The organism is Pseudoflavonifractor sp. MSJ-30, from assembly GCF_018918045.1.
Lineage (GTDB): Bacteria > Bacillota > Clostridia > Oscillospirales > Oscillospiraceae > Faecousia.
The window spans coordinates 19167-32377 of record NZ_JAHLPU010000033.1 but is presented as its reverse complement, the minus strand read 5'-3'; the positions used below and the strand labels follow the sequence as shown (position 1 = coordinate 32377).

Here is a 13211-nt window from a genome sequence, read left to right as displayed (position 1 = left end):
ATTCCACATCGGTTCTGCATGCCGCCCCTCATCAGTCAGGGCTTCGCCCTGCCAGCTTCCCCCAAGGGAAGCCTTTGTTCGACAAACCCCAATTTATCACATATCACACTCCCCGTGAAAGGAGCCAATGCAATGGCAAAAGAAGAAAAAAAGTCCGAAGGCGGCGGCATTAAAAAGGTCGCCACATTTATAGTGGACAAGCGGAACCTGTTTTTCCTGCTGTATGTGGTGGCACTGGTGTTCTGCCTGTTCTCCCGGAACTGGGTCGAGGTGGAAAACGACATCACCACCTATCTGCCGGACGATACAGAGACCCGGCAGGGTCTGACCGTCATGAACGACAATTTCATTACCTACGGCTCCGCCCGTGTCATGGTCACCAACGTGACCACCCAGCGGGCACAGGCTCTGGCGGATCAGATCGCCGACCTGGACGGCGTCTCCCGGGTGACCTTCGATACCACCGAGGATCACTACCGGGGCACCGCCGCATTGCTGGACGTGAGCTTTGACGGCACGGAAACAGATCAGGTCTCCCTGGACGCCATGAAGAAGATCAACGAGCTTCTGGAACCCTATGACAGCTATGTGGATTCCACCGTGGGCCAGGATACCTCCGCGGACCTGGCCAAGGAAATGGGCGTTATTGTGCTCATTGCCGCAGTCATCATCGTCCTCGTTCTGACCCTGACCTCCAAAGCCTATATGGAAGTGCCGGTGCTGATTATGACCTTCGGCGCGGCGGCGCTGCTGAACATGGGCACCAACTTTCTGTGCGGCAAGATCAGCTTCATCTCCAACTCTGTTACCGTGGTGCTGCAGCTGGCCCTGGCCATTGACTACGCCATTATCCTCTGCCACCGGTTCTCCGCGGAGCATGTGACCCTGGGCACCCGGGAAGCCTGCATTGAGGCTCTGAGCAAAGCCATTCCCGAGATTTCCTCCAGCTCCCTGACCACCATTTCCGGTCTGGGCGCCCTGGCCTTCATGCACTTCGGCATCGGCCTCGATATGGCCATTGTGCTGATCAAGGCCATTCTGCTGAGTCTTCTGTCGGTGTTTACCCTGATGCCGGGCCTGCTGGTGCTGTTCTCCAAGCGCATTGACCGCAGCCAGCACAAGGAGCTGCTGCCGAAAATCACAGCCATCGGCAAATTTGACGTGAAGACCCGATTCATTGTTCCGCCCCTGTTCGTAGCCATTGCGGCAGTGGCCTGTATCTTTGCCAATCGCTGTCCCTATGCCTACAGCTTCAATGACCTGACCACCGCCAAACAGAGCGAGCAGCAGATTGCCGTGCAGAAGATCAAGCATACCTTTGGCTACAACAACATGGTGGCCATTATCGTGCCCTCCGGGGACTACGAAAAGGAAGGGGCCATTCTGGAGACGCTGGACAGTGACGACCGGATCAAGTCCACCATGGGCCTTTCCAACATCGAGGCCATGGACGGCTATGTGCTCACCGATGCCCTGACTCCCCGGCAATTCTCCGAGCTGGCGAATCTGGACTACGAAGTGGCCCAGCTGCTCTATACGGCCTATGCCACGGACCAGAGCCAGTACGGCGAGCTGATCAACGGCATCGGGGCCTATAAGGTCCCCCTGTTCGACATGTTCCAGTTTCTGAAGACCCAGATGGAGGATGGAAACATCAAGCTGGACGGCGCCATTCAGGACACTCTGGATGACCTTTTTGCCCAGCTGGATCAGGCCAGGCTTCAGCTGAAGAGCGACGACTACAGCCGTATGGTTGCCTATCTGGATCTTCCCGAAGAGGGGGACGAAACGGTTTCCCTTCTGGACGAAATGCATGACCTTGTGCGCTCCTACTATGGCGACAATTTCTACATCGTCGGCAACAGCACCAGCGCCATTGACCTGAGTTCCTCCTTTGCCGAGGATAACCTTCTGATTTCCATTCTGTCCGCCCTGTTCGTTATGCTGATCCTGCTCTTCACCTTCAAGTCCGCAGGTCTGCCCGTGCTGCTGATTATGGTGATTCAGGGCAGTATCTGGATCAACTTTGCCGTCCCCGCCATCCGCAACACGCCGCTGTACTTCCTTGGCTATCTGATCGTCAACTCCATCCAGATGGGCGCGAACATCGACTACGCCATCGTTATCTCCAGCCATTACACGGAGATGAAGCAGCAATACCCGCCCAGGAAGGCCATTGTCGAGGCGCTGAACGCCTCCTTCCCCACCATCTTCACCTCCGGTACCATTCTGGCCGCTGCCGGCAGTCTGATTGCCGTTATGACCACCAACCCCGTCATCGCCACCATTGGCGATTGTCTGGGCCGGGGCACCATCATCTCCATTGTGCTGGTTCTGGCTGTCCTGCCCCAGATTCTGGTGCTGGGCGATACCATTATCGAGCGCACCAGCTTTGAAATGCCCACGCTGGACCGGAAAGTCCACACGGCCAGCGGCACCATGCGTGTCAGCGGCCGGGTCCGGGGCTACATCAACGGCGTTGTGGATGCCGAAATCAACGGCATTCTGACAGGCCAGATCAACGCCTCCATCGCCACCGGCGATGTGGAGGTCGTAGAGGACCATCCCGCGCTGGAGGAAGGAGCAAGCAAGGAATGAAAAAGAATCTGATCCGAATTTTGGCCCTGCTGCTCTGCGCGGCGCTGCTGCTGCCCCTGTGCGTCCGGGCCGAAAACACCGATGCGGAAGAAGCCGCAGAATCCGAAACGGAATATGAGCAATACACCGTCTCCACGGCGGAGGATCTGGAAAAGCTCGCCAAACTCTGCCGTCTGGACAGCGCCAGCCGGAATCTGAAGGTTCTGCTGACAGCAGATATCGACGTAAAGGACCTGGAAGGCTTTGAAATCCCCACCTTCGGCGGCATTTTCGATGGTCAGGGGCACAAGATTTACGGTCTGGCCGCGGATTCCGACGGCTCCGCCAAGGGTCTGTTCCGCTACATTCAGGAAGGAGCCACCGTTAAAAACCTGCAAATCATCGGCCGGGTGATCCCCTCAGGCAGCTCCACAAAGGTGGGCGGCCTGGCCGGCGTCAACGCGGGTCTGGTGCAGAACGTCAGCTTCTTCGGCGCCGTCTGCGGCATCAGCCAGGTTGGCGGCATCGTGGGTGTGAACGAGGTCAGCGGCCGCGTGGAAAAATGCACCATGAAGGGCTATATCCGGGGCAGCAAGGTCCTGGGCGGCATCGTGGGCGAGAACAGCGGTGTGCTGTACGACTGTGTGAACAAGGCCAACGTCAATACCGTCCTGGCCACCGAGACTCTTTCTCTGGACGACATCACCATCCCCCGGCTCACCAGTGACGAGGGCGGTCTCAACGGCTCTGACATTGGCGGCGTCGTTGGTTCCAGCAGCGGCGTGATCCGCCTGTGCCGCAATGAGGGCAATGTGGGCTACCAGCACACCGGCTATAACATCGGCGGTGTGGCCGGTTCCAGCAGCGGTTTTATGGCAGATTGCGTGAACTATGGCGACGTCTACGCGCGGAAGGAAGGCGGCGGCGTTCTGGGCCAGATGGAACCAAACAACATTCTGGTCTATGATGAGGACACTCTGCAAAAGCTGGAAAAAGAGCTGCAGACCGCTCAGGGCATCCTGAACCGGGCCGCCTATGACGCCGGAAACGCCAACAGCTCCATTCAGGCCGGCCTGGTACAGGTACAGGGCTCCATGAATGACCTGCTCAGCGCCATTGACTATTTGCTGACCGTCATCAGGGACAATACCTCCATCCCTGACCCGAATCCCGACTGGAAGCCGGGAGACGATATCGATATCCCGGATATCAACATTGGGGACATGGACGCCATCTGGGCTGCCGCCGGAACAGTGGGCAGCTGCATGAGCGATCTGGTGTGGCAGATCAGTTCCGTCAGCCAGTCCGCCGCCGAGGACGGCGGCCAGGTGATCGCCGACCTGAAGTCTCTGACCAGCCAGATGAGCCGGGTGGTGGACGTTATGAGCGGCCGGGAAGAAAACGAGAATATTGTTGAAGATGTGTCCGGCGAGAACGTGGAATCGGATTCCGCCGGTAAAATGCGGAATTGCATCAATTACGGCACGGTCAACGCCGATATCAACGCCGGCGGCATTGTGGGCGCGCTGTCCTGGGAAAACGATCTGGACCCCGAGGATGATCTGACCGTTCAGGGCGACAGTTCTTTGAATTTCACCTTCCGCACCCGCGCACTGGTGTACCAGTGCCAGAACCGGGGTACGGTAACGGCCAAAAAACAGTGCGCCGGCGGCATTGCGGGCAAGACCACGCTGGGCGCCATCGTAGGCTGCGAGGGCTACGGCACCGTGGATTCCCCGGACGCCAGCTGGGTAGGCGGCATCGTGGGCCAGACCAAAAAGCAGGTCTCTGACAACTGGGCCAAGTGCCATGTATCCGGCGCCAATCTGGTAGGCGGCATCGCCGGTCAGGCCTCTCAGCTCATGGGCAACCGGGCTCTGGTCACCCTGGAAAATGCCGGAGAAAACACCGGAGCCATCGCCGGAAAGCTGGACGCCGACGGCGAATGCACCGAGAACTATTTTGTGGCATCCGATGATTTCGCGGGCATTGACGGCATCAGCTATGCCGGTTCCGCGGAACCCATCAGCTACAACCGGTTCATGGAGCTGGAGGATGTTCCGGAGGCCTTTCACAAAATGGTCATCACCTTTGTGACGGATAACCAGACCTTCACCCGCCGGGTGGATTACAACCGCCGTCTGAAGGATATCCCCGAGGTGCCGGAGAAGGACGGTTACAGCGGCGTCTGGGCAGACTTTGACCCCGCCCACATCTGCGCCGACAAGACCGTCCATGCCGAGTACACAGAGCTTCAGGCCGCCGCCGACACCGGCAGCGAGACCGGCCAGCTTCCCATCGCCCTGGCAGAAGGCAGCTTCGTCTCCGGCCTGGACCTGGCAGCGAAGGAAATCACCGCGGGTCTGCCCGACGGAGCGGAGATTGGCTGGAGCCTGACCGTCCCGGAGGATGGGCAGAACAGCCATACGATTCACCTGCGGATGCCGGACAGCAAGAAGAGCTACATTCTCTATGTAGACACCGGCTCCGGCTGGGCAGAAACGGAGGCCACCCAGGACGGCAGCTACCTGCTCTTCACCGCGTCCGGAAACACCCTCAGCGCCGCCCTCCGCCAGAAGCAGAACCCAATGCCCCTGCTTCTAACCTGTGCGGCCGCCGCGGTCGTACTGCTTCTGGTGATTCTCCTGCTGGTACACCGGAAAAAGAAGAAAAGCCGGAAGAGAAAAACAGGGATAAAGTAAGGGCAGCACCGCACAATTCGTCAAGAAGTCTCAGACAGGGTTTTTGTTCCAATTCAAAGTTCCGAAAATGGCGGAGCAAAAAGACGTTTGAGACTCGCAGACGCAATTGTGCGGTGCTGTCTAAGCGCAAACGGCAGTCCCCCGGGATTTAGGGGACTGCCGTTTCTTTGATTTTTCCGTAGGGATAAGGCTTTACAGATCCGCGTAAAGGTCTTCGCCGTACACGCCCTGGGCGATAAGCTGGGCGAAGCTCTCGGTGACGGCGGTCTTGTCGGCGGCGTAGGTGACGCCGAACCATTTGTCGTGGGTGGGCAGCACCTGGACGGTAACGGCCTTGCGCTGCAGCAGCTGACCAATCAGAATGGGCAGCAGATACTCCGCCTTCAGCGGACTAGCGGGCACATCGGTTTCAAAGAAGGTCTTGAAGTTCTCCTCCAGCGCACCCAGGAACGCTTTGGACAGCCCCCACATGTTCATGGAGACATAACCGTCCGGATCCAGGCACCTGCCGTCCGCTTCCGCGCCGTCCGCGGTGGGGCGGATGTTCTTGGTCTCCTCCACGTTGGTCAAAAAGCCCTTGCCGTCCACCTGGCAAATGCCCCGGGTCACGGCGCCGTTGTCGGACAGGGTGTTTTTCAGGATAAAGCCCGCCATGCAGTAGGCGTTATCCGGATGATCCGCGCACAGATAGTCATGGATCTCCCGGTAGATGCTCTTGCCGTAGTAGTCGTCGGCGTTGATGACGGCGAAGGGGCCGTCGATATGCTCTCTGGCGGCAAGAACCGCCTGTCCGGTACCCCAGGGCTTGGTGCGCCCCTCGGGAAGCTCACCCGGAATCTCCGTCAGGGACTGGAAGCAATAGGCGACTTCCACCCCGGCTTTTTGGCATACCGCCTCGATCCGGTCGCCGATGACCTCCCGGAAATCCTGCTCGATATCCCGGCGGATGATGAAAACGATCTTATTAAAGCCCGCGGCAATGGCATCGTGAATGGAATAGTCCATAATGATGTGGCCGGAGCCGTCCACGCTGGCCAGCTGCTTGATGCCCGCGCCATAACGGCTGCCGATTCCGGCGGCCATAATCACAAGGGTCGTCTTTTTCAAGGATCATATCCTCCTGTTTCTGTAATTACTCTCTGCGTCACCGCAAGACATTGCTTTTTGCAATTGACAATGGACAATTGACAGTTGACAATTTAGGAAAGGGTTCGAATAAGCAATCCAAACTTGTCCCGCAGGGACACCATAATTGTCAATTGTTCATTATCAATTGTCAATTTCTTCTCCCCGCAGCTCCTATTTGCTTGTCAAACTTGTCTATAGAGTACCATAGTTTCCCGTCTATTGCAATGGATTTCCGGAAATTTCCCCTTCTTTGCCGGTTTCGGGCTGGTGTTCCCGGTCCATGATCCACAGGGAAAGCAGCAGATACAGCCGCTGCCCCGGGTCGTCCATGTTCAGGGAAACCAGGCTTTCAATTTTTTTAAGCCGGTATAAAAGGGTCGTCCTGTGGATAATCAGGGTCTGGGCGGTTTTGGGAATCTCCCGCTCACAGAGCAGATACGCCCGCAGCGTCTCAAAGTAAGGAGTGCCGTGTTCCCGGTCGTAGGCCCGCAGGGCATACAGGGCCGGCGAAAGAGTCTGCTCGATTGTCAGAGGCGACCGGAAATTATCGATGATATGGGCCAGAGCGCAATGGGAGAACACCCGGATCCAGTGGTCCCCCCGCAGGCGGAAGCAGGTCTCCAGCGCAATCTGGGCCTGGGTAAAGGCCACATGGATATCCCGCACCCCCTGGGCGGGCGAGGAAATGCCAGCATACAGCAGATAATCCCGGCACAGCGGGGCAAGGGTGTGCCGCAGCATGGTGTAGGGAATGGCCAGCCGGCGCATATTCAGAATCACATACTGCTTGTGATCCTGCAGCAGCACATAGCTGTTGGGGAAATACCGAAAAAGGTCGCTGTGCAGAGAATGTTCCTGAATGGTGGACGGAGCATCCTCCTGACCGGCGATATTCAGGCAGACATAGGGGTCGTTCTCGTCCCAGCCAAGCTGATCCAGCAGCCGCCGCAGCTGGCCGCCGTCCGGCTGCTGGTTTTGCAGCAGATCGGAGATCACATCGTCCATGCTGCGGAAGGAAGAGTCCGCGGTGCTGCCGCGATAGTGCAGGCAGCTCATGACCCGCTGGGCCAGGACCTCCGCCAGGCGGTAGTCCGATGGCTGGAAGGGGTGGTTGGTCTCCATGACCTGGAGTCTCCCACGGTAGATGGCCCCGTCCCACAGGTTTACATACAGGCAGTCAGCCGCCTTGCTGGGGTTGTGCCAGAGCTGCACATCGTGGGTGGTATAGGTCTCCAGATAGTCGCTGTCAAATTGCAGGTCGTCCACAATGACTCTGGGCAGGAAGCCTCGCTGGGAGGTCATGGTGTATTCCGGAGTCAGCACATCGTCCACCTGAGAGGATTGGGCCAGAACCATAAACCAGTCGTCATGGATGTACACCGGGTTATCCAGCAGATCAGCCCCGGCCTCGCAGAGCTGCTGCAATGTGGCGCCCTGAAAGACCAGCTCGTCCAGACGCTGCTCCTGCTCCCGGCAGCGGGAGAACAGAACCATGGCCCGATCCAGCACCTGCTCATCCGTCAGATTCGGTACGGTAATCCGGTCGGCGGTCCCGTAAATGAATGCCTTACAGATGCTGGCGTAGGTATCGCCGGGAAAAGAAGCCGCGTCCGCCTCCCGGACAAGATACAGAATATTCTCGCTCATGGGCAGGGCGCTGCGGAAAATGCGTACATCCAGATAGGACTGTCCTTTGCCGGAATCATGTATGATACAGCCGGGAAATGCCTGGGCCGCCATGGCAAGATTCGGATTCATATGGGCGAGGGTGTATTTCTCCATCCATAACGCTCCCCTTTTTAAGATGATAAGGAAATTATATCCGCAAAATTGCGGAAAGTAAATAGGCAATAATCACAAAGTGTGGAAAATTGTAAATTGTCTTTGCATGAATTGACAAAATGGCTCGAATTTGCTAGGATGCATATAGAAGCAATCCACAAAAAGGGGGGCGTTTCGCCTAGCGCAAATTTGTGGATAACCCTTCACAGATTTTTATCATTTGGAGGATACAGATTATGCTTACCGCAAAGGAAAATATGCGTGAAACCGTCCGGGGCGGCAATCCCGACCGGTTCGTCAACCAGTATGAGGCCGTTTCTATCTTGATGCACCCCTACATGATGACCCAGCCCCTGCTGAAGCGCGGCATGGAGAACGTGGTCAACGGCTGGGGCGTGACCAACTCCTTCCCGGAAAATGTGCCCGGCGCATTCCCTGTCCATACCCCCGACAAAATCGTTGTCAAGGACTTTGAAAACTGGCGGGACTATGTCCATGCCCCCAGCCTGAAGTTCTCCGATGAGCTGTGGAACATCTGCAAGGATATGTACGCCGCAGTGGACGGCACCAAGGCCTATAAGGCTGCCTTTGTGGCTCCCGGTATCTTTGAGCAGGTCCATCACCTGTGCTCCATGCAGGAAGCTCTGATGGACTACATGGAGTACCCCGATGAGATGCACGATCTCATCAAGTACCTGACCGACTGGGAGCTGGAGCTGGCTGAGGGCATCTGCTCCAACCTGCATCCCGATGCCATCCTGCACCACGACGACTGGGGCAGCGAGCTGAACTCCTTCCTGCGTCCCTCCATCTTTGAGGACTTCTTCCTGGAAGCCTATCAGAAGATTTACGGCTACTACCACAGCCACGGCGTGGAGCTGATTATCCATCACTCCGACTCCTACTGCGCCAACCTGCTGCCCACCATGATCGACATGGGTATCGATGTGTGGCAGGGCTGCATGCACTCCAATAATGTGCCTGAGTGCCTCGCCAAGTACGGCGACAAGATCTCCTTCATGGGCGAGATCGACAACAAGCAGGTGGACTTTGAGGGCTGGACCTACGCCGACTGCGAGAAGGCTGCCGTCCACGCCATGGAGACCTGCGGCATGAAGCACTTCATTCCCTGCATCACCCAGGGAGGCCCTGGCTCTCTGTACAAGGGCACCTATCAGGGCCTGTGGGATGCCATTGACGATTACAACTGCAAGCACTTCGGCTTCACCAAGGAGCAGCTGGAGGCCCAGCGTCTGCCCATCAGCATCATGTTCTGATGCTTCGCCCTTCGGAAAGCGCCTCCCGGGCAGAATGCCGGGGCGGGGCTTCCCGGGCCGCACAAGAACTTTGACAATTTTAATTTGAGAAGGAGAGATTCCAATGATTATTATCGGCGAGAAGATCAACGGCTCCATTCCCGTGGTGGCCAAGGCCATTGCGGGGCGGGATGCCGAGTTCATCAAGGCCCGTGCCGTGGCTCAGGCCAATGCCGGCGCCACCTTTATCGACTGCTGCGCTTCCGTCCCCGAGGCGGAGGAAGTGGAGACGCTGCACTGGATGATCGACTGCATCCAGTCCGTCACCGACCTGCCCATCGCCGTGGACAGCCCCAGCGCCGATGTGCTGACCCAGGCCTACAAGTTCTGCAACAAGCCCGGTTTGATCAACTCCGTTTCCGGCGAGGGTGACAAGATCGATAAGATCTTCCCCATTCTGGCCGAAAACAAAGGCTGGCAGGTCATTGCCCTGCTGTCCGACGACACCGGCATTCCCAAGAACGCCGCCGACCGTCTGCGGGTCTTTGACAAGATCATGGCCAAGGCCAAGGAGTACGGCATCGCTCCCAACCGGATCCACATTGATCCTCTGGTGGAAATGCTCTGCACCTCCGAGAACGGCATTGAGACCAACGTGGAGGTTATCTCCACTGTCCGTGCCAAATATCCCAGCATCCATATTACCGCCGCCGTCTCCAACATCTCCTTCAACCTGCCCGTGCGGAAGATGGTGAACCTGGGCTTTACGGTTCTTGCCATGAACGCCGGACTGGACAGCGCCATTCTGGATCCCACCAACCGGGATATGATGGGCGTGATCTTCGCCACCGAAGCGCTGCTGGGCCTGGACGACTACTGCATGGAGTACATCAGTGCATACCGTGACGGCCTGTTTGGACCGGTCAAGCAGTAAATTCATACGGACGGGAGACCCGGCGGCAATCGGGTCTCCCTGAAATAAAAAAAATACATTAAAAAGGGGAATTTTATTATGAGTCTCGAAAATGTACACGATCTGGTTGTTCGCGGCAAGGCAAAGCTGGTTCCCGCCGCTGTGCAGGAAACTCTGGACGAGGGCGTTGAGGCCTCCAAGATTCTGGATACCATGATTTCCGCTATGGACGTTGTTGGCGAAAACTTCAAGAACGGCACCATCTTTGTGCCCGAAATGCTGATTGCCGCCAAGGCTATGAAGAAGGGCGTTGAGGTTCTGAAGCCCCATCTGGCTTCCGGTGCCGCCGGCGCTCTGGGCAAGGTCATCATCGGCACCGTCGCCGGTGACCTGCACGACATCGGCAAGAACCTGGTTGCAATGATGATCGAGTCTGCCGGCTTTGAAGTCATCGACCTGGGTGTTGACGTTCCCGTTGAGAAGTTCCTGGCCGCCTACGAGGAGAACCCCGGTGTCAAGATTGTGGCCTGCTCCGCTCTGCTGACCACCACCATGCCCGCTCTGCAGGAAACCGTTACCGCTCTGAACGCCGCTCCCTGGCGCAAGGATGTGAAGGTCATGGTCGGCGGCGCCCCCATCACTCAGGAGTTTGCCGACAAGATCGGTGCTGACGCCTACACTCCCGACGCCGCTTCCGCCGCCAAGAAGGCCAAGGAACTGGTTGCCGCTTAACTTGGAAAACCAATGAAGCAGTATAAAGTCACATTTCTGCCTGCCGGGATAACCGTCCCGGTGGATGAGGGGACGACGCTGCTTCAGGCAGAAATTCAGGCAGGCCTGAAGCCCTACGCACCCTGCGGCGGCAACGGGACCTGCGGGAAATGTAAAGTCACGTTACAGGCCGGGGCGGAAGTCCTGGCCTGTCAGACTATTGTGACAGAAAACATGGTCGTGACCGTTCCCCAGGTGTCAGCCGCCCGAATTCTGACCGCAAGCCAGAGCGTGCAGACCGTCCCGGATGGGGTAGACGCCTATACCCTTGCCATCGATATTGGCACAACAACTGTGGTTGCCTATCTGCTCTCCGGCAAAACCGGGGCTCTGTTGGCCCAGGCCAGCACCCTGAACCCACAGGGGCAATATGGCGCGGACGTAATTTCCCGGATTCAGTATGTGCTGGACGGGGGCGGGAAGGAAATGCAGCAGTGCATTCTGGCCGCTCTGGACAGTCTGACCCGTCAGGCGGCGAAGCAGGCGGGTATCGCGCCGACGAACATCACCTGCGCGGCCATCGTTGGCAACACGGCCATGCACCATCTGCTGCTGGGCATCGACCCCCGGCCGCTGATTACGCCGCCTTATATGCCGAGGGAGCGTTCCGCACGCACAATGGACGCTGCCGGATGGCTGCCAATTTCCGGGAAAATACGGATCTTGCCCAATATTGCGGGCTTCGTAGGCGGCGATACCGTAGGCTGTCTGGTAGCCTCCCGATTTGACCGCCGGGAGAAGCTGACGCTGCTCATCGATATCGGCACCAACGGCGAGATGGTGCTTGGCAATCGTAAGCGAGCCGTCGCCTGCTCCACCGCCGCGGGGCCTGCCTTTGAGGGTGCGAAAATCTCCTGCGGTATGCGGGGGGCAGAGGGAGCCGTGGACCATGTATTTTTGAAGAACGGCACAGTCTCTTATCACGTCATTGGGGACAAGTCTCCCGTAGGCCTCTGCGGTTCAGGATTGCTGGATCTGATTGCGGTACTGCTGGAAAATGGCGAAATTGACGAGATGGGCCATCTGGAGCACGGAGACGATACCCTCTGCGAAAATGTGGTGCTGACCCAGAAGGATGTCCGGGAGGTGCAGCTGGCAAAGGCCGCCATCCGGGCGGGCATCGAACTGATGGCAAAGCACCTGGACGTAAAAATCGGGGATATTGAACAGGTTCTGCTGGCCGGGGCCTTCGGCAACTATCTGGACCCCGCCTCGGCCTGCCGTATCGGCATGATCCCGCCGGAGCTGGTGGACAGAATTGAGCCTATCGGCAACGCTGCCGGTGAGGGCGCAAAGCTATGCAGCCTGAGCGGGGGAGAATTCTCCTACGCCGCCAAGCTGGCAGAAGAAACGGAATTTCTGGAGCTGGCAGCTCTGCCGGAATTCCAGGACTGCTATGTGGACTGCCTGACCTTTGAGGAGGATGACGAATGACCATTGAAGAATGGGTGACCTATGCCAAAGAGCTGGGCTTTGCCGAAGCGGCGCCTGTAGACCCGGCGGCGCTGAAGCCCAACGCGGAGGTCCGGGCAATGTGCGCCGCGGATAAATGCCATGCCTATGGCAAGAACTGGACTTGCCCTCCGGAGTGCGGCAGTCTGGAAACCTGCACTGCCCGCATTGGGGCCAAGACAAAAGGTATTCTTGTGCAGTCCGTAGCTCAATTGGAGGACTCCTTTGATATTGAGGGGATGATGGAAGCGGAGCAGAATCACTCCGCCCGGTTCCACACCCTGGCGGACAAAGCCCATGCCGAGCAGAAGACGGCTCTGTGCCTAGGCACCGGCGGCTGCCGCATCTGCGGCAAGTGCGCCTACCCGGAGAAGTGCCGCTTCCCGGACCGGGCCTGCGCCTCCATGGAAGGCTATGGTCTGCTGGTGAACGATGCCTGCGCCGCGGCGGGAGTCCCCTATTACCACGGCCCCAACACGCTGGCCTATACGGCCTGTATTCTGTTTGATTGAACAAAGCTCTTTTTCCAGCCGGGCAATCGCAATGGATTGCCCGGCTTTTTCTTTTCTTTTTTATCTATTTACAACAATTTTTCGCAGAATACTCATAAGAATATGTAAAATATGCTGT

General features: G+C 57.6%; 9 protein-coding genes. 7 read left to right on the top strand and 2 right to left on the bottom strand.

What is annotated here, in order from left to right:
* Positions 1-132 precede the first annotated feature (132 nt).
* Positions 133-2598: an RND family transporter gene (locus tag KQI10_RS05255; protein WP_216566361.1), complete on the top strand. Its 2466-nt coding sequence runs from the start codon at positions 133-135 to the stop codon at positions 2596-2598.
* Positions 2595-5279 (top strand): hypothetical protein, encoded by a 2685-nt coding sequence (locus tag KQI10_RS05250; protein WP_216566360.1) that lies wholly within the window; start codon positions 2595-2597, stop codon positions 5277-5279. Before KQI10_RS05255 ends, KQI10_RS05250 begins: the two co-directional genes overlap by 4 nt.
* Positions 5280-5471: 192 nt before the next feature.
* On the opposite strand, the gene KQI10_RS05245 is transcribed toward KQI10_RS05250, so the two are convergent.
* Positions 5472-6386, bottom strand: a complete 915-nt coding sequence (locus tag KQI10_RS05245; RefSeq protein ID WP_253285165.1) for a sugar phosphate nucleotidyltransferase — start codon at positions 6384-6386, stop codon at positions 5472-5474.
* A gap of 237 nt (positions 6387-6623) precedes the next feature.
* Positions 6624-8189 (bottom strand): CdaR family transcriptional regulator, encoded by a 1566-nt coding sequence (locus tag KQI10_RS05240; RefSeq protein WP_216566359.1) that lies wholly within the window; start codon positions 8187-8189, stop codon positions 6624-6626.
* A gap of 236 nt (positions 8190-8425) precedes the next feature.
* On the opposite strand from KQI10_RS05240, the gene KQI10_RS05235 reads away from it, so the two are divergent.
* The 5 genes from KQI10_RS05235 (at position 8426) to KQI10_RS05215 (ending at position 13093) form a co-directional block, all read left to right on the top strand.
* The gene (locus tag KQI10_RS05235) at positions 8426-9466 is read left to right on the top strand and encodes a uroporphyrinogen decarboxylase family protein (protein ID WP_216566358.1); all 1041 of its coding nucleotides are present in this window, start codon (positions 8426-8428) and stop codon (positions 9464-9466) included.
* A 103-nt stretch (positions 9467-9569) separates the two neighbouring features.
* A complete protein-coding gene (locus KQI10_RS05230; RefSeq protein WP_216566357.1) occupies positions 9570-10379 on the top strand; it encodes a methyltetrahydrofolate cobalamin methyltransferase in 810 nt (269 codons plus the stop codon).
* A 75-nt stretch (positions 10380-10454) separates the two neighbouring features.
* Positions 10455-11090 (top strand): corrinoid protein, encoded by a 636-nt coding sequence (locus tag KQI10_RS05225; protein WP_371818364.1) that lies wholly within the window; start codon positions 10455-10457, stop codon positions 11088-11090.
* Between the two features lie 12 nt (positions 11091-11102).
* A complete protein-coding gene (locus tag KQI10_RS05220) occupies positions 11103-12563 on the top strand; it encodes an ASKHA domain-containing protein (protein WP_216566355.1) in 1461 nt (486 codons plus the stop codon).
* On the top strand, positions 12560-13093 hold the full coding sequence (locus KQI10_RS05215) for a DUF2284 domain-containing protein (protein WP_216566354.1): 534 nt from the start codon (positions 12560-12562) through the stop codon (positions 13091-13093). The genes KQI10_RS05220 and KQI10_RS05215 overlap by 4 nt, the downstream gene beginning before the upstream one ends.
* The last annotated feature ends 118 nt before the right edge of the window (positions 13094-13211 follow it).

Coding starts and splice junctions, on each gene's coding strand:
- KQI10_RS05255 (WP_216566361.1), top strand. CDS start 133: ATGGCAAAAGAAGAAAAAAAGTCCGAAGGCGGCGGCATTAAAAAGGTC.
- KQI10_RS05250 (WP_216566360.1), top strand. CDS start 2,595: ATGAAAAAGAATCTGATCCGAATTTTGGCCCTGCTGCTCTGCGCGGCG.
- KQI10_RS05240 (WP_216566359.1), bottom strand. CDS start 8,189: ATGGAGAAATACACCCTCGCCCATATGAATCCGAATCTTGCCATGGCG.
- KQI10_RS05235 (WP_216566358.1), top strand. CDS start 8,426: ATGCTTACCGCAAAGGAAAATATGCGTGAAACCGTCCGGGGCGGCAAT.
- KQI10_RS05230 (WP_216566357.1), top strand. CDS start 9,570: ATGATTATTATCGGCGAGAAGATCAACGGCTCCATTCCCGTGGTGGCC.
- KQI10_RS05220 (WP_216566355.1), top strand. CDS start 11,103: ATGAAGCAGTATAAAGTCACATTTCTGCCTGCCGGGATAACCGTCCCG.
- KQI10_RS05215 (WP_216566354.1), top strand. CDS start 12,560: ATGACCATTGAAGAATGGGTGACCTATGCCAAAGAGCTGGGCTTTGCC.